Here is a 19,276-nt window from a genome sequence, read left to right as displayed (position 1 = left end):
GGGCGACTCAGGGCCATTGCCCGCCGCAACACCTTATGACAGCCTGTGTTCGTCATGCCGATCGCCTGTTGATATCTCGAACGCGGGCACTGAGACTACAGACTAAGGGAGGGGGCCGGTCGTGGGACGCCTCGTACCTGCCGTGACCCGAGCTCTCGACATCCTCGAGCTCTTCCTCGACGGGGACGGTTCGCTCTCCGCCCCCGACATCGTGCGCAAGCTCCAGCTTCCGCGCACCACCGTGCACGAACTCGTGACCACCCTCTCCGCCCGGGCGTACATCGTGCCCGTCCCCGGACAACCCGGACGGTACCGCCTCGGGGTGCGTCCCTACCAGCTCGGCAGCCGCTACGCCGAGCAGCTGGACCTCGCCGCAGAGGGTCAGCAGGTCGCCCGCACCGTCGCCGAAACGTGTGACGAGACGGTGCACGTGGCGATCCTGGAGGGGGCCGACGTCATCTACATCGCGAAGGTCGACTCCACGCACGCGGTCCGGATGGTGTCGGCGGCGGGCCGCCGGCTGCCCGCCCACTGCACCTCCGTCGGCAAGATGCTGCTGGCGTCGCTCCCCGAGCAGGAGCTCACCGCGCGCATCCCCGACGACGCCGAACTCGTACGGATGACGCCGAACAGCATCACCGAGCCGAAGGCGCTGCGGGCGGCCCTGGCGGAGATCCGGGAGCGGGGCGTCGCGGTCGAGAACCGCGAGTCCAATCCGGACGTCAGCTGCGTGGCCGCGCCGGTGCGCGACCGCACGGGACAGGTCGTCGCCGCGCTGTCCATCTCCGTCCCCATGATCCGCTGGAGCGAGGAGCGCCGCGCGGGTCTGGAGCAGCTCGCCCTGAAGGGGGCCGGCGAACTGTCCGAGCTGCTCGGCTACCGGGGCGCGGTGTGAGCACACGCTACGACGTGGCCGTGCCGGCCGGAGCGGTCCTCGGCGAGGGGCCGACCTGGGACGCGGCCGCCGGCCGACTGCTCTGGGTGGACATCCTGGGCAGCCGGCTGCACGCGTACGACCCGGCCACCGGCCGCCGCACGGTCCGTACGACCCACCAGCACGTGGGTGCGGCCAAGCCCCGGGCCGGGGGCGGCCTGGTCCTCAACCTCCGGGACGGCGTGGGCCTGCTCGATCCGGACGGCGGCTTCCGCTGGCTGCGTCACGAGCCCGTGCCGGGCCGCCGGGGCAACGACGCGGCCGTCGCCCCGGACGGCTCGCTGTGGGCCGGCACCATGCGCTACGACGAGGCCCCCGGCGGCGGCGGCCTGTCCCGCCTCACCGGCGACGGGTCCACCGAGGTGGTCCTCGACGACGTGGCGGTGAGCAACGGGACGGGCTGGAGCCCGGACGGCACGCTGATGTACTACGTCGACTCGCCGACGCGCCGCGTGGACGTCCTCGACTTCTCGGCGGACGGGCGGGCGTCGGGCCGTCGTCCCTTCGTCGCGATCGAGGACGGGGCCGGGTTCCCGGACGGCCTCACCGTCGACGCCGACGGCTGTGTGTGGGTGGCGTTGTGGGACGGGGCCGCGGTACGCCGCTACACCCCGGCGGGCGTCCTGGACCGGCAGATCGACCTGCCCTGCCCGCGGATCACCGCCTGCGCCTTCGGCGGCCCGGACCTGACCGACCTGTACGTCACGACGGCCCGCGTGGGCCTGGACGCCCCCCACCCGACGGCGGGCTCCCTCCTGGTGCTCCCGAACGCCGGCCAGGGCCTCCCCCAACCACCCTTCACCGGCTGACCGCCGCCCACCGGACCGGCCGGCCCACCGGCTGGCGGGCCGCCGCGCCGGGGCGGGGAAAGCGGCCCCGGCCGGCTACGGCAGGCCCGCCTGCTTGCGTTCGTCGGCCGTCAGCGGGGGGCCGGGCAGGGGCGGGCGGAGGGGGCCGACGGCGGCTGCCGCCAGCGTGGAGGGCGTCAGCAGGACCTGCGGGCCGCGTTCCAGGGACGTCACGTCCGTCACCCGGCGGGCCATGCGGCCGTTGCCGGTGGCGGTGAGCATCAGGCGGCCGACGTACGCGGCCACGAGCCGGTCCCGCCGGGTGGGGCCGGTCTCGGTCGCGCCGGGATAGAACACGTCCTGGCCGACGGCGAGGTCCCAGGCGGTCGCGACGGGCCGGGCCACCGCCTTCTGCGCGCGCCGGGACAGCCCCGCCGCGCCCCACCCGTGCCGCCGGACCGCGTCCCGCAGCAGCACCGCGCTCTGCGCGGCGACCGCGAGGCCGTGCCCGTAGAGCGGGTTGTACGCGGCGAGGGCGTCGCCGAGGACGACGAAGTTGTCCGGCCAGGCCGGCATCCGCTCGTAGAAGTGGCGGCGGTTGACGGTGGACCGGGTGTACGCCACGTCGGACAGCGGCTCGGCCTGCTCGAGGAGCTGCCCGATGACCGGGTGACGCAGCTCCTCGAGGGCGAAACGCACGAAGTCGTCGCTGTCGGGGGAGGGTTCGCCGCCCCGGGTGCCGTTGAGGGTGACGATCCACCGGCCGTCCTCGATGGGCAGCAGGAACCCGGCGCGGCCGGGGCCGGCGTCCCGCGGGTCGGGCTGCACGTTGACGATCGGATAGCCGGAGCGGGCCGGCCCGGGTGCGAGGTACAGCCGGCTGGCGTACGCCAGTCCGGAGTCCACCTCGCGCTGTTTCGCCGTGGGCAGCCCGAGCTCCGTCAGCCAGCCCGCCGCCCGCGACCCGCGCCCGCTCGCGTCGACGACCAGTCCCGCCTCGACGACGCGCTCCGCGCCGCCCTGCCGCACCCGCACGCCGGTGACCGCGCCCGCGTCCCCCACCAGGCCCAGCGCCTCGGCCCCCGAGCACAGTCCGACCCGTTCGTCGGCCAGCACCCGGGACCGGACCGTCGCGTCCAGGAGGTCGCGGCCGGCCAGGATCACGTGGTGCGACTCGGGCCAGCGGCGGAACCAGCCGCGCGGGCCGAGGACCACCATGTCCGTCGTGACCGGCGACCGGCGCGCCCCGGCCGCCCGGAGCGCCCCGGTGACGTCCGGCAGCAGCTCCTCCACCGCCCGCACCCCGCCCGACCACAGCATGTGGGCGTGACGTGCCTGGGGCAGCCCCTTGCGGGGCGCTGGGCCCTCGGGCAGGACGTCCCGCTCGATGACGACGACCCGGTCGGCGAGACCGGTCAGGGCGCTTGCCGCGAGCATGCCCGCATGGGATCCCCCCAGGACTACGGCGGTTCTGGCGGGATTGGAGGGTTCAGTCATGCGCGGAGATGCTCTCTGCCGGGGCGGCCGCGAGGGCGCGGACCGCCTGGATGTCGTCGGGATGGCGCAGGGCCTGGGACACGGCCTGTATCTCCCGCAGGAGATACGTGGTGTCCGGGCCGGAGGAGAAAGGAGCGGGAGCGCCGGAGGCGGCGGATGCGGAAGAGGCGGGGGACGCCAAGGGAGCCCGGGAGGCGGTGGCGAGGGGACCCGGGGTTGCGGCCGGGGGAGCCTGGGCCGGGGTGGTGGCCTGGGGGCCCGGGGCCGGTGAGGCAGCCAGGGGATCCAAGGCCGGCGAGGCAGAGAGGGGAGCCGGGGTGACGGCCAGTGGGCCCGTGGCCGGCGTGGCGGCCTGGGGGCCCGGGGTGGCGGCGAGGGGAGCCGGAGTCGCGGCCGGGGGAGCCTGGGCAGGCGTGGCGGCCACGGGACCCGGCCCCGGCGTGGCGGCCGTGGGAGGACCCGGCGTGGCGGCAGTGGAGGGACCCGGGGTCGCGGCGTGAGCCGGGGACATGGCCCCCGCCTCCGGGGCCGGCGGGCGAGGTTGCTGTGCGCTTTTCCGCGCCTCCACGACGTCCAGGAGTGCCACCGCGGCCGCCAGGGCCTGGGCTCGGCCGCGTTCGACGCCGAGGGCGACGGCGGCGTCGTAGGCGCGGGCGCGCAGATCGTCGTCCAGGCGGCGGGCCAGCGGGAGGAGGGCGTCGCGGATGAACGTCTCGCGGCGGATCAGCCGCAGTTCCGGCGTGGCGCGCAGGTCGAACGGCTCGCGGCCGCCGGTGACGGTCCGCATCAGCCGGGACAGCGGCCGCAGGCTCCGGTGACGGCGGCGCACCCGCACCCGCTCCTGGAGGTACTGGCCGGCGTGCGGCACGATGAAGCCGATCGCGACGAGCGTGGCGGCGACGCAGGCCGCCGCCGGGGCGATGCCGGTGCTCAGCCAGTCCAGGTCGTGCCCGGTCCAACGGGCCCCGACCGCCGTCATCTTGGCCGCGCTGAACAGCAGGTTCGTCACATAGCCGGCCCCCAGGAAACGCAGTCCCCAGCGCAGCCACGCGTCGAGGCCGTCGGTGCGGCTCCAGTTCCACACCAGGCGGGCCGTGACCGAGCAGGCCACGGTGTGGGCGACCAGGTAGAGCAGGATCTCCTCACGCATGAAGGGCGTGTTGGCGTAGTACGTGTCGAGGTCCCGGATCCGCTCCACAGGGACGTCGGCGAGCGCGAACAGCACCCACAGCGCGACCACCACCGTCGCGTAGACGCAGACCACCAGGCGGGTCGTCCGCCGGGTCTGGGCCGAGCGCTCGGTACGGCCGTTGCGCCAGGCGATGATCAGCAGCAGCCAGGACGCGGACAGCGCGGTGAGCAGCGAGTACACCCAGGGCGCGGCGATGTTCGGCACGCCGGTGACCCGGTTGGTCCAGGCGATGGTCCCGGGGGCCGCGAAGACGAACACCGCGCAGCCGAAGACCAGCAGGCCGCCGACCGCGCGCAGCAGCGGGTCCCGCCACAGCTTGAGGATGCTGGGCAGCTTGATGGCGAGGGCCGCGCCCAGCACCGCCGTGGGCAGCCAGAAGGAGATGTACAGCCCGTGGCTCACCGCAGGGTCCCCCTGCGTCCGCGGTAGCCGAGGGTCCGCTGGACGGCGGTGGTCTCCGCGACGGCCTCCGCGGCCCCCGGGGCGGCGGTCGGCCCGGAGTCGGCGAGGTAGCGCCGGAAGCGGGCCGCGAGGCGGTGGCCGAAGTCGTCGGCCTCGGCCTCGTCGTCCTCCCGGGAGCCGTCGCGGGCGGCGACGGCGAGGGCGGCGGACTCCCAGTCCGAGCGGCCGCCCAGCACGCCCGCGGCGACCGTGCCGAGGCCCAGGCCCAGGCCCAGGCCCAGGCCCAGACCCAGGCCGCGGTGGTGGTGCCGGTGCCCGGCGTGCAGATGCCACAGTTCATGGCCGAGGATGACCAACTGCTGGACCGCTTCGGCCCGTTCCTCGACGATTACCAGGTCGAAGTCCTGGAACTCCACCCAGAGCCCGGTCACTTCGATCTCGTCGGGGAACCGCTCGAAGCGCACCTCGACCGGTCGTCCGCCGCGCCGCTCGGACAGTTCCTCGCACAGTGCCCGGCACAACTCCCGTACCCCGTGCGGCCGGACGGCCCGCGCCCGCAGTGCGGCGGAGAGATCGCCGGTCAGCTCGCGCATGGCCGGGCCGGTCCTCGCGCGCCGCAGCGCCGAGGCGATCCGGGCCGCCCTCCCGCGCGCGCCCGCGACGTCCATCGGCTCCCCCTTCCGACCGTTCCGGCCGCCCGGCGACGGCCTGTCCGAGACTACGCGGCTGGTTGTGTCCGCGTCACGGTAAGTCGGTGCACGGACAACGGTAGAAAGCGCTGTCAGAAGTGGTGCCGGAAGCTTGACGGGCGGGCGCATCGAATCTACGGTCCCGTTCGACGTCGCGATCGCAAGTCGACATGCCGAACGGAGTACGGATCGACATGCCGAACGGGATGGCGAACCGGATGCCGAACGGAAAGCCGAACCGAGTGGCCCACCGGCCCGCCGGGCCGCGGCACGACGGAGGACGGCCCGGGGAGGGCCGCCGCCGGTGCGCCAGGGACGAGACCGAACCCGAAAGGCCAAGATGAGCACCGCCCGCTTCACCCTCGACCCCGCCTTCACCGTCGGCGAGGTCGACCCCCGCGTCTTCGGCAGCTTCGTGGAACACCTGGGCCGCTGCGTCTACACCGGCATCTACGAACCCGGCCACCCCACCGCGGACGCCGAAGGCCTGCGCACCGACGTACTGGACCTCGTCCGCGAACTCGGCGTCACCGCCGTCCGCTACCCCGGCGGCAACTTCGTCTCCGGCTACAAGTGGGAGGACTCCGTCGGCCCGGCAGCGGAGCGTCCCCGCCGCCTGGACCTGGCCTGGCACTCGACGGAGACCAATCGTTTCGGCCTCTCCGAGTACATCGCCTTCCTCCGCAAGATCGGCCCGCAGGCCGAGCCGATGATGGCGGTCAACCTGGGCACGCGCGGCGTCGCCGAGGCCCTGGAGCTCCAGGAGTACGCCAACCACCCCTCCGGCACGGCCCTCTCCGACCTGCGCGCCGCCCATGGCGACAAGGAGCCGTTCGGGATCAGGCTGTGGTGCCTGGGCAACGAGATGGACGGCCCGTGGCAGACCGGCCACAAGACGGCCGAGGAGTACGGCCGCGTCGCCGCCGAGACCGCCCGCGCCATGCGCCAGCTGGACCCCGGCGTCGAACTCGTCGCCTGCGGCTCCTCCAGCCAGTCCATGCCGACGTTCGCCGAGTGGGAGGCGACGGTCCTCGCCGAGACGTACGACCTCGTCGACTACATCTCGCTGCACGCCTACTACTGGCCCGAGGACGGCGACGTCGACTCCTTCCTCGCCTCCGCCGTCGACATGGAGTCCTTCATCGACAACGTCGTGGCGACCGCCGACCACGTCGGCGCGCGGCTCAAGTCGACGAAGCGGATCAACCTCTCCTTCGACGAGTGGAACGTCTGGTACCTGCGCGAGTGGGAGGCGCACGCGAAGGGCCTCGGACAGGACGACTGGCCGGAGGCCCCGCGGCTGCTGGAGGACAACTACAGCGTCACCGACGCCGTCGTCTTCGGCTCGCTCCTCATCGCGCTGCTGCGGCACGCCGACCGGGTGACGGTCGCCTGCCTCGCCCAGCTCGTCAACGTCATCGCGCCGATCCTCACCGAGCCGGGCGGCCCGGCCTGGCGGCAGACGACGTTCTTCCCGTTCGCACAGGCGTCCCGGTACGGCCGCGGCACCGTCCTCGACGTGCGGGTGGACTCGCCGACGTACGAGACGCGCAAGCACGGCACGACGGACCTGCTGCACGCCACCGCGGTCCGCGCCGAGGACGGCACGGTCACCGTCTTCGCCGTCAACCGCAGCCGCACCGACGCGCTGCCGCTCCAGGTCGCCCTGCACGGGCTGGAGCTGACCTCGGTCGTCGAGCACAGCGTGCTCGCGGACGCAGACCCGGACGCCCGCAACACCCTCGCCGACCCCGAGCGGGTCGCCCCTCACCCGGCCGAGGGCACCGCGCTGACGGACGGCGCGCTGACGGCGACGCTGGAGCCGCTGTCGTGGAACGTGATCCGGCTGGCGTAGACGCGGTCACTGCCGGGACGGGGTCGGCGGCGGGACGGGGTCACCGACGGGACGGGGTCGGCGGGCGGGCCGGCCGGCCGCTGACCCCACAATGGACGCATGAGGATCTCGGCAAGAGCGGACTACGCGGTGCGGGCGGTGCTGGAGCTCGCCGTGCGGCAAGGCGGCGACCCGGTGAAGGCGGAGGCGATCGCCGCCGAGCAGGACATCCCGCACAAGTTCCTCGAGGGGATCCTCGGCGACCTGCGGCGCGGCGGCATCGTCGACAGCCGGCGCGGCGGCGGCGGAGGCTACCGGCTGGCCCGCGACCCGGCGGCGATCACCGTCGCGGACGTCATCCGGGCGGTGGACGGCCCGATCGTGTCCGTGCGCGGCGAACGCCCGACGGGGCTGTCGTACACGGGGACCGCGCAGCCCCTGCTGCCGCTGTGGATCGCGCTGCGGGCCAACGTGCGCCGCATCCTGGAGGGCGTCACGATCGCCGACATCGCCGCCGACGCGCTGCCGGCCCCGGTGAAGGAGCTGGCGGCGGAACCGGCGGCCTGGGAGAACCCGTGAGCACGGTGGTCCGGGTCAGGGGCCGGGGCGGGGGCCGGGTTCTGCTCTGAGCGGTGCGGAGATCCGTGGCCCCGGGCTGTCCGGATCCCGCCGTGGACGCAACGGTCAACTCCCGTTGTTTCCAGGCGAGTTCGGGCATCCCGGTGGGGGTGTGAACGGGACTGGGTGAATGGCCGGAGTTCTACCTGGCCGCGCCTCATTGGCCTCCCTACGATGCCATCGCCCCCCCAGTTCTTCACAGGAACTCCACAGGTGTTCCGTTGAACCAAGGAGAGTGACCATGGCAAACGGGCTGCTTCTGGGCGGCGCGGTCGCCGCGCTGATCACCGCCGCGGTGCCCGCGCACAACTCGTCCCCCGTGTTCGACAACCCGCCGCCGGACAAGATCGTCATCGACGTCGCCACGGTGAACGGCTCCGGCTGTCCCGCGGGCACGGCCGCCGTCGCCGTGTCCGAGGACAACACCGCCTTCACCGTGACCTACAGCGACTACCTCGCCCAGGTCGGCGGGGGCTCCAACCCCACGGCCTTCCGCAAGAACTGCCAGCTCAACCTGGTCGTCCACGTCCCCTCGGGCTTCACGTACGCCATCGCCAAGGCGGACTACCGCGGCTACGCCTCACTCCAGTCCGGCGCGAGCGCCGTGCAGCGGGCCTCGTACTACTTCCAGGGGTCGTCGCAGACGGTGTTCAAGAACCACAACTTCTCCGGCTCCTACAACGACAACTGGCAGGCCACCGACACCACCGACTGGGCCCAACTGGTCTGGGCCCCCTGCGGAGTCCAGCGCAACTTCAACATCAACACCGAACTCCGCGTCAACGCCGGCTCGTCCTCGCCGAGCAAGGTCAGCTTCATGACGATGGACTCGACCGACGGCGACCTCAGCACCGTCTACCACATGGCCTGGCAGGAGTGCCCGGCGAAGTGAGCGGTCCGCGACCCTAGGGTCACTTCGCCGCGTGGGCCACGAACCTGGCCCACGCGGCGGGGGAGAGGGTGAGCTCGGGACCGCCCTCGACCTTGGAGTCACGGACGTGGACCTGCGCGGGACAGGCGGCGACCTCGACGCAGTTGTCGCTGGAGCCGCTGCTGTGGCTGGACTTGCTCCAGTCGAGCGCGACCTCGACACAATCGCCGTCGCCGTCGCCGTCGCCGTCGCCGCCGCTGCTGGGGACTGCTGCACGGATGAGTGACACCTGACCTGGCTTGCTGAGAGGCGGCCTGGAAGGATGTTGCAGTGCCCAAGCCGTATCCGAAGGAGTTCCGCGAGGACGTCGTGCGGGTCGCGCGCAACCGTGAGCCCGGCGTCACGCTGGAACAGATCGCCGCCGACTTCGGCGTCCACCCGATCACTCTGTCGAAGTGGCTGCGCCGTGCGGACAGCGATGAGGGCGCCAGGCCCGCGACAGCGTCGGGTGAGTCGGCCGAGCTGCGCGAGGCCCGCAAGCGCATCCGGGAGCAGGAGAACGAGGTTCTGCGCCGGGCTGCAGCGTATCTGTCGCAGGCGAACCTGCCGGCAAAATGATGTACCCGCTCGTCCGCGAGCTGGCCGCCGCCGCTGCCCCTCACCGGGTTCCGGTGGCGGTGACGTGCCGGGTGCTCAATCTGGCCCGCCAGCCCTATTACCGGTGGCGGGCCTCTCCGGTCACCGATTCCGAGCTCGCCGAGGCATACCGGGCCGACGGAGCCGTTCCCGGGCACTGGGAGGGCGATCTGATCATTGGCACCGGCCGGTCTGCGATCGGCACGCTCGTAGAGCGGTCGAGCCGCTCGACGATCCTGGTCCCCCTTCCGCGGCTGGAGGGCTGGGGCGAGAGACCACCCGTGAAGAACGGCCCGTCGCTCGGTGGCTACGGCGCCGCCACGATGAACGCCGCCCTGACGGCGTCGATGACGCGCCTGCCCGAGCAGCTGCGCAAGACTCTGACCTGGGACCGCGGCAAGGAGCTGTCTGATCACGCCCAGTTCGCGCTCGAGACCGGGACGAAGGTGTTCTTCGCCGATCCGCACTCGCCCTGGCAGCGCCCGACGAACGAGAACACCAATGGGCTGTTGCGGCAGTACTTCCCCAAGGGCACCGACCTGGCCCGGTGGTCTGCCGAGGACCTCGCGGCCGTCGCCCTGGCAATCAACAACCGACCCCGCAAGATCCTCGGATGGAAGACCCCAGCCGAGGTCTTTGCAGAGCAGCTACGCTCAATCCAACGACCCAGTGTTGCAACGACTGATTGAACTCGCCGAGTACGCCTCGCGGAAGTTCCGTTGGGCCTGCCGCAAGCTGGGCCCCGACGCGCCAGCGGCGAGCGGCTACTCCGCGCCGAGGATACGCAGACCGTGGTGGGCTCGGAAGTCCTCGTAGTCCTTGAGGTTGAGCGTGGCCAGCGGCAGGTCGTAGGTGAGGGCACAGGCCGCGATCCACATGTCGTTGATCGGGCGTGGGCGTCCGCGCTGGATGCCCGCGGCTGACAGGCGGCCCCAGGTTGCGGCGACGGCTTCGTCGCCGGGCAGGATCGGGATGCCGGAGAGCCAGTCGGCGAGTTCCTGGCGGCTGCGGGTGCCCCAGTGGCGGATCTCGGTCCACTTGGTCAGTTCGCCGAAGGTCACGAAGGTGATCAGCGGCTTGCGGCCGATCAGCCTGGTGGCGAGCGGGCCGGTGAGCTTGCGCTTGTGGGACAGTGAGGCGACGTCGGTGTCGAGGATGACGGGTTGCATGGCGGCGGCTCAGGCGACGTCGCGATGGCGCTCGGCGTACGTGAAGGCCAGGAACTCCTCCAGTTCCTCGTCCGACTCGAACGTGTCGGCGGCGAGGTCGTCCAGGGACCGGATCGGCTGGGTGTTCTTCACGGCCAGCAGCTCCTCGACCGAAACGCGGGGCCGAAGCGGTGGGTAGCCGGAGTACTCCGCGTCGGGTGTGCTCATCGGGACCTCCACGGGACGGGGTGTGGCTACCGAGGCCAGCATACGGGGGCTGCCCCGCGCTGACACCGGGCTTCACCCCACGGAGCCGATCTCCGAACGTGCGTGCGCCGGTCCTCGTAGGTGCTGGCGGGATCTTGGGCCGGTGGCCTGCCTGGGGTGGAGTCGGGTACGGGCAGGGGCGCTGTACGCCGGGACGGCGAACGGGGCAGGCACTTGGTCTGCTGCATCAGCGCGTCCGCCGGGACGGCTTGCTGCGCCGGAAGCCAGGTTCTGGTCAGCTCGGTCACCAGCCGTCGACGGATCCTGAGTCGGTGGTCGCTCAAGGCTCGACGCACGTCCGTGGGCCGCGCCGGGAGCGCGGCGAACGGCCGAGTGCATGTTTCGGGGGCCGGGCAGGGAGGGATCGGCCGATGGTGGGGCGCTGGGAGCTTCGCTCCCCTGCCGGAGGCGACGCCGGCCACCGCCCTCGGTGAGCCCGGCGACGGACGTGAAGGGTCGGCCCCCTGGCCGACCCTGTGCCTGCGATCCGGCCGTAGGACGGTCGTCGGCGACAACTTGCTGTGCGACGCGCAAGTGCTCACGCCCACAACTTGCTCCCGGCAGCGCCAGGTTGAGCCCCGCTCACGCCCGGGACCGGCAGCCCGCCGACACTCGGCACGAGCGTCGGCTGCTCGCCCGCCGGCGGGGCTTGTCGGCGACGGCGGCCAGGCCCTGACGGGCGGGGGCCGCCTTGAACCTCGTACAGAAAATCTGGACGCAGGCCCAGGTCTGCCCGTGTATCCGGTCCGCGGAGCATCACTGTTCAGCGATGCGTCTTCCGGCATTGCAGTCTCCGTCCCTTCTCGATACCGCTGCCGCCCTTCCCCATGTGCGCGGGCTTTCCCCGGCTCGGAGTACTACGGCGGCTCCGCCCCGTCCCAGACCGATCGGCGGTCGATGCGCCCAACCCCGCACATCCCGTTGGCCACGGGCGGCAGGGCGGATCCAGGACGGTTCCCGTGTTCACTGTGGTTCGCTCGACGAAGTAGGAGCCCGACTATGTCCCCGCGGCCTCGCTGCGAGTACGCCGCAGACCTTCCTCGCAGCCTCCCTGGCGGCTCATGCCTACCGCCTCGGAAGTTCCCCGCCACGTTCGGCGGGTGCGCGCCGCTTCCGGCCCGGATCCACCAGGTTTCGAGCTGGCGTCGCATAAAGGGACTGTCACATCGGTTCCTCGCGTACTCCTCTCCATCCCGCTCGCCGAACCCAGGCCATCTGGCAGTTCTGGCCTGTCCCGGCTTTGTCAGGGCTGCTCCCACCCTCCCCGGCATCACCCGCATCAGGCTGCCCTCAGCTCCACCGCCCCGCTGCGACGGGATCAGCGGCAAAGGTCTCTCACCTCCACACGAACCACAGCGCCTCACGGCGCACCCACGACCTCCGCCACTCCACCGCCACCCTGTTCCTGGAACAAGGGGTCGACCTCGTCATCATCAAGGAACTCCTCGGCCACGCCCACATCGGCGTCACCGCCGGCGTCTACGCCCACGCCCGACTCCGACTCCAGCGCCAGGCCATCGACACCCTCAGTACCGCGCTCGGCAGCCCGACGATCACCGCGGGCAATGGTGACAACGACGAACCGCCGCCCTGCGCCATCGTCCGCTGACGTTGCCGTCATTTACTGCCGTCACCCCACGCAGAAGCCCCGCCAGGACGCACCCGGCGGGGCTTCGTTTCGCTATCACGAACGGCTTCAGCAAAGGAAGCCTTCAGAAGTGGGTGGAGATATAGCCTGCCAGTGATCAGTCCAGGCTCTCGGCAAGCTCAATCCAGCCTGCCACTTCCCTCTCCCAATGGGAAGGATCAGCAGCCTCAAGGAAGCCTGCCGCCGACCATCGATCCCACAACCCTTCGGGCGCAAGTAGATCTTGCGAAAGCCGTACGCCCAAACGTCTCTCGATATGCAGCAGCGCACCAAGGCACCACGGCTGGTTTCCCCGATTTTGTAGCTCGCGCAGACTACGCTCCAGATGACGCTTCAAGGTATGCGCATCAGATGATTGACAGAACCGAGCCAGCGTGAAGGCAACGCCTTTTTCCGCGCGTCTGGCGCCCCCCTCATCGATAAGCCTGTGCAGCTCATCTCGAAATTCAGATCTCTGCGCAAACCCGATGAGCCAACAAGCCGTAAGAGCCTCCCGCCAGTCGCCGCCCAGGAGCTGCTCCAGCTCACTCGCCGACGCCTGCCGACCGTCGTCCATCAAGGCCGCACCAAACTCAAGAGCCTGCTCACGGCCAGCCCTCATGAAGCTCCCGGAGAGGAGTTTCTTATACCTGTTCCCAGGCAAGCAATAGCGCGCAAACAGATCACCCGCACTGGTTCCAGACACTCAAAACCCCTCTCCCGGACACGACTACTTCGATTCTGTCACCTAAATGGCCCCCATTCACAGCTCACCTGGCAGCCTGTGACGCGACCCTCAATGAGGACTTCCAGCTCTTCGAGTCCTCGCTGTCCGGCAACTCTCATGCGGCTTGGATCGATTGCACTGCGCGGAACCCTGAGAACCAGAGCCCCCGAACTACCGAACTCCTCTGAAAATTCTCGCGCTGTCTCCAGGTCAGGTGACCACGATGTGAAAACACTCTCCGTGATGTGGGGGGCCATGAGAGCGGACACCGTCGATCTGCGGCGCATCTTCGGCAGGGATATCCGGTACACGGTGCCCTTGTTCCAGCGGCCGTACGTATGGACCAGGGACGACAATTGGGCAGCCCTGTGGGAGGACATTCGCCGCACCGTCGAGCGGGTCGAACGGGCCGCGCAGACCGGTGACACGGTGGCGCCGCATTTTCTGGGCGCGGTGGTCTTCGACGAGACGCCCTACCTATCGTCGAACCTGGAGACCCGCCAGGTCATCGACGGCCAGCAGCGGCTGACGACACTTCAGCTGTTTCTGTTCGCGGCCCGGCTGTCGGCGACGGTACTCGACCACGAGAGGTCGGTGCGACTGCTGAGCAAGTTCCTGGAGAACGACGAGGACCTGTTCGACAGCGGCCGGCATCCGGACCATCGCTACAAAGTGTGGCCCACCAACGCCGACCGCAACGAGTTCCGCTCCGTGATGCTCGGAGAAGGAGGAGACGGCCGTCTCGCTGGGGCTGTCGCCTATTTTCAGCAGGAGATCGACGCGTGGCTGGCGGAATGCCCTGAGCCGCACGAACGCCTCGGAACGCTCGTACAGACGATGCGGGAGCAGTTGCGTCTGGTCATCATCGACCTGGAGGAGCACGACGATGCGCAGGTCGTCTTCGAAACGCTCAACAGCCGCGGTACTCCCCTGGAACATGCGGATCTGATCAAGAACCTGCTCTTTCGCAACGCCGAACACTGCGGAGCGGACGTCGACCGGCTCTACAAGGCGTATTGGGCTCCCTTCGACCAGGACGAGTGGCGCACCGAGCAGACGACCGGCCGCATCACACGCAGCCGCCTCGACGTCTCCCTGACCTACTGGCTCACGATGCGCACAGGGCGCGAGTTCACCGCTTCCTCCCTGTTCAAGGAGTTCGAGCACTGGCTGAACTCGGCCAGCGCTCGCAGCGAGGACGTCTTCGCCGAACTAGCGCGGTACGCCGAGATCTACGACCGGATCGACCAGCACCCACTGCACGGCGTCGAGGGCCGTTTCCTCTATCGGATGAAGGTCATGCAGACCTCCACCCCGATGCCCCTGCTCCTTTTCCTGTACGGCCTCGACGACGCCGTACTGCCGGCGGAGCGGCGGCACCGTGCCATCCGGGCGATCGACAGCTACCTCGTCCGCCGGGCGATCCTCAACCTGAGCAGCCGCGACTACAACAACGTCTTCCGTGACCTCGTCACAGCCGCGTCCCGACAGCCCGAGCACGCGGACGAGGTGATCATCAAGGCGCTCTCAGCCATGCAGGGCCATCACCGCCAGTGGCCCACGGACACGGAGTTCCGTACCGCACTGGAACAAGACCCCATCTACACCCGCCTCTACCGCCACCGCGTCCGCATCCTCCTCGAAGCGCTTCAAAAAGTCCCTGGCCAACCTCGCGCCCCGCACGATCGAAGACCTCGCCCCGCTCGTGAAGAACCGCTTACGCAGCATCCAACGCCGACCGGATGCACTCGACGGCTTCATCGCCGAGACCGGACTGACGCTGGAGCCCCCGTAACCCTGTCACCCCACCCTTTCAACCTCAGCGTCAACTACTGCCGTCAGACACTCCAGCACATTCCAGAGGCCCCACCGTAAGGGGCCTCTGGCATACCTGCTCTATTGCAACACTTAGCCCTGAATATCGGCGATGACCGTTCCGTCAGCCTTGCCGTCAAACAGCGCAGAGGCCCCGCCGGAATGAAATCCGGCGGGCCTCTGGAAGTCTGGATTAAGGGTCGACCTACTGGCAGGGTTGGGCTTTCTTGCTAGCCGCAGCGACCAGGCTGCGTCACACTGGAGATTCCGACTTTCTCCAACAATTCGGAGAGGAGTGCGGTTTCCACTAGAGTGCCTTCGAAGCCAGACCGTTTGAGCTCATCCGACAATCTCTTCGCTTCTTGAATTGATGTACCGAAGGCTGCTCGGAAGGACTTCAGTAGTGCTCCCCCGTGCGCTGCGGCGTCGACGAGTCTCAGGCAATGGGGTCCATGCTGCTCCAGGATCGCATTCCGTACTCTTGACGGTGCCCAGCCCTCATCCGAGTCGTGCGAGATTCCGCACGTGTTGCAATCCCACTCGACTTCCCAGCCAAGGCGCCCGTTGTTGGTGGATTGAACCAGCCACTCCGTGCCGACCCCGCCGCACTCGCGGCACGGTCCGGGTAGCCGGGCTGCCTGTTCTGTCATTACCAGCCCCTGATCGACATGTAGCGGTCGACGATGCCGTAAAATCGCTCCGATGTCCCGGAGCCATCGCGTGGATGATGGTTAGTGAGACCGCGTGCGAACCAACGGTGATGCAGTTCTTCATGGACCATCGTAGTGCGAAGGAGTGCCCGACTCGCAAAGCGCTTGAATCCAATTTGCGTTCCTACGTTAGGCATTGCCATGCCGGAGTTGACCCCGTAACTGTAAACGGGGCGGTGGGTGAAATTCAGGTCCGGGAAATCTTCCATGATGATTGCATCAATGGCGATTTCTGGATGCTGTCGTTTTTCCGGTGGCCTTACTGAGCTCTTCGCTGCTTTTCCATACGTTTCCGCTTCCCATCTCTTCGGCGAAACCGCCGGCGAGGCCGCCGCAATTGTGGACCAGGACAGGCGTGGCCCCTGCCAGCACATAGTACGTGTGCTACGCGGCACCCCTCTACCTGCTTCTTCGCAGGTCAGCGCGTGATTTGCGTTCCGCTGGTGTCCGTCGTTGTGCGGGGGAATCCGTGGGTGTTGCCGTCACTACTGCCGTCAGGAGCGGGCGGCTGGCACTGGTGCCATTTCTCGCCCCGCCGGTCACCGCGGAGTTTGCCGGGCCACCGTGTACGCGGTGGGGCCGGTAAGCCCTGTCCCTGTGCCGTCGAGCATGTCCAGGACCTCGAAGCCGGCGCCCTCCGCGTAGCGTTCCAGCTCACGGGGGAACAGGACGCGCCTGCGGATCTCGTCTCGCGCCTCGTCGCCGGCGGGGAGCGCCCAGTGCCGATGAATGGTGTTGATCTGGGTCCGCAGGTCCCACGTGTGGCGGATGGTGACGGTGGCGGGGCCTCTCGGGGTGTCCACCGTGGCAGTGGTCGGCTCGGTCCGGGTGATCGGGGCGACGGGGGAACACAGCACGAGCAGCGCTCCTGGCCGGGCGTGGGCGGCGAAGGTGGCGAAGACCTGGCTGATCGCCTCGTTGTCGTGCACGTAGGCGAGGCTGTTGCCCATACAGGTCACCACGTCCATGCGCTTGCCGAGTCGCACGGTGCGCATGTCGCCGGTGCGGATGTCCAGCCTGGGCCGGGCCTGGTGGGCGTAGTCGACCAGGCCGGGCTGGAGGTCCACGCCGGTGCACTCGAAGCGCTTGGCCAGGATCTCCAGGTCCCGGCCGGTACCGCATCCGAAGTCGACCAGGGTCCGGGCGTCCGGCCTGTGCAACTCGATCAGGGTCTGGCACATCTCGGCGCTCGCGCTGTCGGACTGGACCACGTCGTAAAGTGCCGGATCGCGGTACAGGAGGTTGGTGGCTTCCACTTGCTCGGCTTCCGTGTCGGGGCTGGTCACATGAGGCTTCGCAGCCCGACCTCCAGGGCGAGCACATCGCACAGCAGATCGGGGACGACCGGCGCGGAGTCGGCGTTCCTCCCCGCCTTGGCGAGAGCCTTGCCGTCAACGTAGCCGAGGTCCACCAGGATGGACTCCTTCAGCATGTCGTCCAAGACCGGCAAGCCGTAGGAACGCAAACCCTTCTCCAGGACGGCCAGGAAGTTCTCCGGTTCGGCCGGCGCGGCCACCCACTCGGACAGCCCGGCCCGCCGGATCCGCTCGCGGAACAACGCCTTGCCTCGCTTGTGCTCGTGCGGTAGCTGCTCCATGAACCGCACGATCCGCGGGTGCGCGAGCGGACTCACCGGCCAGATTCCGGCCCGGAGGAATCCGGGGTTGTGCATCCCGAACGCCATCAGGGTCGGGACGGGCAGCACCGGAATGGGGGCCAGGTGCTCGTTGACTTCGGCGAGCGCTCGGATTGCTTTGTCGCCGAGCCACAGCACGGGTTCCGGCGTCGGCAGTTCGGCCCGTGTCCTGGAGTGGTGGGCGTTGATCTCGTCCCCGCCGCTGCCCGTGAACATGACCTCGCACCGCCGGACGGCTGCCTGCTCGCGCACGACATCGAACGCCTCCTGGTAAAAGGCTCCCGCCGGATCGTGCGGCCTGCGCAGAGCGCGCACGCCGCCGGGGCAGAAGGGTGGGTGCTGCATGGCGGGGGTGGCCGTGTCCCGGAAGCCGCAGTGCTCCACAAGGGCCCGGCGCCGCTCGCCCTGTTGCCTGCCGGTGCTTCCTCCCACCAGCAGGCCGAAGCTGTGTACCTCGGGGAAGCGGGCTGCTTTCACGGCCAGGGCGACGTTCCCGGAGTCCGCTCCGCCGGACAGCTCAACACCCACGCATCCGGTTGCCGTCGGCGCCTGGCGGATCACGTCGGTCAGCAACTCGTCCAGAGCCATGAGTGGATCAACGCCGGGCCGCAGCGTACGTGGCTCAAGTACGTGTTCGCTGGGGTCGGGGTAGTGGATGCTGAGTCCCGAAGGGGTGAACGTGGCCGCCGCCCGTTCGGTGAGGCGGTAGACGCCTTCGAGGAGCGTCTCGGACGTGTAGCGGTGCTGCCTCGTCAGCGTGCGGGCGACAACACGCGGCACCAGGCGCTCGGCCTGCATATACGGTCGCAATAGTGTCAGGTCCCAAGAGGCGTGCAGCTCGCCGGCCTTCTCTGTCAGATAAAGCGGGGCTGTGCCGAAGACCCCCGCCGCCAGGCGGGCTTGTCCGGGCTCCATGGTGAGTGCGACGAAGTCGACCTCGTCCCGCTTGCACTCCTTCACCCGGACCCGTACGCGCGGCGTCTGGTCGTCGTTGACCTCCATGACCAGAGTGGACACGTTCGCGGGCTCGATCCAGCTCTCACCGTTGATCCAACGACAGCCCTGTGATCTCCACTTGGGCTCCTGGAGATCGGCCAAGCGCAGACGCATCGACAGCATGTAGCCCCCTTCCGATGTCGTGCGGCGGGGCGGGGCCGCGAACGGCCCCGCCCCGCCTGGCGTCAGCCCTGGATCACTTGCTGCAGTGGTCGCCGTTGTTGTCGCCGCCGCCCGGCATCTTGTCGAGCAGCGCGGCCTCGACGGCCGGGACGCCGGTGATCAGGTCGCCGGTGAACAGCTCGTCCACGTTCATTGCTTTCTCCCTTACGGTTTTCAGTGGACTCCGCGGCGGATGCTGCGGAGTTGGCCCCGTCCGGCTGCCGGACCCTTGCGAAGAAGGCAGCCGGACGGGGTGCCCACCGCTTCTGACGGCGGGCCCTCCCTCGTCACAGGTGGGGAGCCTGGATGCGTGACGGGGAGGAGTCAGGTGGGTGGGGATACGGCGGCCACGCCCAGGACGAAGCCGACTGAACCCGAGATGGTGATGATCAGGAGCGGTCCGGTGTAGCGGCCGACGACTAACCGATTCACAGCCGCTCTCCGCGGCTGCGCTGGTTGGCCTCGCGTACTGCGACGCTCAGCTTCTCCGCGCCGTACTCGGGCGTGGCACTGCCGTGCTGCGGGCAGAGACGCGGCGAGAACCGGTTCGAACCCGGCGGCAGGTCCGCGCCCTCGTAGGAGTCGATCCTCAACACCCCGTCCATACCCCGCTCCTCGGTCATCCGAGCCAGACGGGCCCGTGCTTCGCTTCTCATCCCTCAGCCCTTCAGACGACGGCTGCGGCGAGGACTCGCCGTTGCCTGCTGTCTCTACGCAACCGCACGAC

The 19,276-nt window shown here is 69.6% G+C and carries 17 protein-coding genes and 3 pseudogenes; 9 read left to right on the top strand and 11 right to left on the bottom strand.

Features of this window, described 5'->3' with window-relative positions:
• Positions 1-121: 121 nt before the first annotated feature.
• Both QA802_RS14105 and QA802_RS14100 read left to right on the top strand, forming a co-directional pair.
• Positions 122-895 carry an IclR family transcriptional regulator gene (locus QA802_RS14105; RefSeq protein WP_319168556.1) on the top strand — a complete coding sequence of 258 codons (774 nt, stop codon included), beginning with the start codon at positions 122-124 and terminating at the stop codon, positions 893-895.
• Entirely contained in the window at positions 892-1,743 is an 852-nt protein-coding gene (locus QA802_RS14100) for an SMP-30/gluconolactonase/LRE family protein (RefSeq protein ID WP_334521968.1), read from the top strand. Before QA802_RS14105 ends, QA802_RS14100 begins: the two co-directional genes overlap by 4 nt.
• 75 nt (positions 1,744-1,818) lie before the next feature.
• Here the strand turns inward: QA802_RS14100 and QA802_RS14095 are convergent, their stop codons facing one another.
• The 3 genes and pseudogenes from QA802_RS14095 to QA802_RS14085 form a co-directional block, all read right to left on the bottom strand.
• Entirely contained in the window at positions 1,819-3,159 is a 1,341-nt protein-coding gene (locus QA802_RS14095; protein WP_334521965.1) for an NAD(P)/FAD-dependent oxidoreductase, read from the bottom strand.
• Positions 3,160-3,766: 607 nt separating this feature from the next.
• Positions 3,767-4,813, bottom strand: a pseudogene (locus QA802_RS14090) (MAB_1171c family putative transporter); the annotation flags it as partial.
• The gene (locus QA802_RS14085; protein WP_334521959.1) at positions 4,810-5,481 is read right to left on the bottom strand and encodes a toxin-antitoxin system, toxin component family protein; all 672 of its coding nucleotides are present in this window, start codon (positions 5,479-5,481) and stop codon (positions 4,810-4,812) included. The gene QA802_RS14085 and the pseudogene QA802_RS14090, both read right to left, overlap by 4 nt.
• Positions 5,482-5,842: 361 nt before the next feature.
• Between QA802_RS14085 and arfA the strand changes: the two genes are divergently transcribed.
• The 3 genes from arfA (at position 5,843) to QA802_RS14070 (ending at position 8,846) form a co-directional block, all read left to right on the top strand.
• Entirely contained in the window at positions 5,843-7,357 is a 1,515-nt protein-coding gene (gene arfA / locus QA802_RS14080; RefSeq protein WP_334521956.1) for an arabinosylfuranosidase ArfA, read from the top strand.
• A gap of 99 nt (positions 7,358-7,456) precedes the next feature.
• Entirely contained in the window at positions 7,457-7,915 is a 459-nt protein-coding gene (locus QA802_RS14075) for an RrF2 family transcriptional regulator (protein ID WP_107444117.1), read from the top strand.
• Between the two features lie 280 nt (positions 7,916-8,195).
• On the top strand, positions 8,196-8,846 hold the full coding sequence (locus tag QA802_RS14070) for a DUF4360 domain-containing protein (RefSeq protein WP_334521951.1): 651 nt from the start codon (positions 8,196-8,198) through the stop codon (positions 8,844-8,846).
• Between the two features lie 19 nt (positions 8,847-8,865).
• Here the strand turns inward: QA802_RS14070 and QA802_RS14065 are convergent, their stop codons facing one another.
• Positions 8,866-9,114 (bottom strand): DUF397 domain-containing protein, encoded by a 249-nt coding sequence (locus tag QA802_RS14065; RefSeq protein WP_443042107.1) that lies wholly within the window; start codon positions 9,112-9,114, stop codon positions 8,866-8,868.
• Between the two features lie 41 nt (positions 9,115-9,155).
• Here QA802_RS14065 and QA802_RS14060 point away from each other — a divergent pair, with 41 nt between their 5' ends.
• Both QA802_RS14060 and QA802_RS14055 read left to right on the top strand, forming a co-directional pair.
• The gene (locus QA802_RS14060; RefSeq protein ID WP_319168564.1) at positions 9,156-9,443 is read left to right on the top strand and encodes a transposase; all 288 of its coding nucleotides are present in this window, start codon (positions 9,156-9,158) and stop codon (positions 9,441-9,443) included.
• Between the two features lie 155 nt (positions 9,444-9,598).
• Positions 9,599-10,150, top strand: a pseudogene (locus QA802_RS14055) (IS30 family transposase); the annotation flags it as partial.
• Between the two features lie 75 nt (positions 10,151-10,225).
• Here the strand turns inward: QA802_RS14055 and QA802_RS14050 are convergent.
• Both QA802_RS14050 and QA802_RS14045 read right to left on the bottom strand, forming a co-directional pair.
• Positions 10,226-10,630: a type II toxin-antitoxin system VapC family toxin gene (locus tag QA802_RS14050; protein WP_168488495.1), complete on the bottom strand. Its 405-nt coding sequence runs from the start codon at positions 10,628-10,630 to the stop codon at positions 10,226-10,228.
• Between the two features lie 9 nt (positions 10,631-10,639).
• A complete protein-coding gene (locus QA802_RS14045; protein WP_319168565.1) occupies positions 10,640-10,837 on the bottom strand; it encodes a hypothetical protein in 198 nt (65 codons plus the stop codon).
• Between the two features lie 1,390 nt (positions 10,838-12,227).
• Here QA802_RS14045 and QA802_RS14040 point away from each other — a divergent pair.
• Positions 12,228-12,485, top strand: a pseudogene (locus QA802_RS14040) (tyrosine-type recombinase/integrase); the annotation flags it as partial.
• Between the two features lie 136 nt (positions 12,486-12,621).
• On the opposite strand, the gene QA802_RS14035 reads toward QA802_RS14040, so the two are convergent.
• Complete coding sequence (locus QA802_RS14035; protein WP_334521936.1) at positions 12,622-13,209, bottom strand: DUF6000 family protein; 588 nt, start codon at positions 13,207-13,209, stop codon at positions 12,622-12,624.
• 276 nt (positions 13,210-13,485) lie between these two features.
• On the opposite strand from QA802_RS14035, the gene QA802_RS14030 reads away from it, so the two are divergent.
• Entirely contained in the window at positions 13,486-15,105 is a 1,620-nt protein-coding gene (locus QA802_RS14030; protein ID WP_334521933.1) for a DUF262 domain-containing protein, read from the top strand.
• A gap of 589 nt (positions 15,106-15,694) precedes the next feature.
• On the opposite strand, the gene QA802_RS14025 is transcribed toward QA802_RS14030, so the two are convergent.
• The 4 genes from QA802_RS14025 to QA802_RS14010 form a co-directional block, all read right to left on the bottom strand.
• A complete protein-coding gene (locus QA802_RS14025) occupies positions 15,695-15,964 on the bottom strand; it encodes a hypothetical protein (protein WP_334534614.1) in 270 nt (89 codons plus the stop codon).
• 330 nt (positions 15,965-16,294) lie between these two features.
• The gene (locus tag QA802_RS14020; RefSeq protein ID WP_319168572.1) at positions 16,295-17,041 is read right to left on the bottom strand and encodes a class I SAM-dependent methyltransferase; all 747 of its coding nucleotides are present in this window, start codon (positions 17,039-17,041) and stop codon (positions 16,295-16,297) included.
• The gene (locus tag QA802_RS14015; RefSeq protein ID WP_319168573.1) at positions 17,038-18,510 is read right to left on the bottom strand and encodes an asparagine synthase-related protein; all 1,473 of its coding nucleotides are present in this window, start codon (positions 18,508-18,510) and stop codon (positions 17,038-17,040) included. The genes QA802_RS14020 and QA802_RS14015 overlap by 4 nt, the downstream gene beginning before the upstream one ends.
• Before the next feature lie 467 nt (positions 18,511-18,977).
• The gene (locus QA802_RS14010; protein ID WP_319168574.1) at positions 18,978-19,154 is read right to left on the bottom strand and encodes a hypothetical protein; all 177 of its coding nucleotides are present in this window, start codon (positions 19,152-19,154) and stop codon (positions 18,978-18,980) included.
• Positions 19,155-19,276: the final 122 nt, after the last annotated feature.

It is taken from the genome of Streptomyces sp. B21-105 (assembly GCF_036898465.1).
GTDB lineage: Bacteria > Actinomycetota > Actinomycetes > Streptomycetales > Streptomycetaceae > Streptomyces.
The sequence above is the reverse complement of the archived record's forward strand: the minus strand, read 5'-3'. Positions and strand labels throughout refer to the sequence as shown.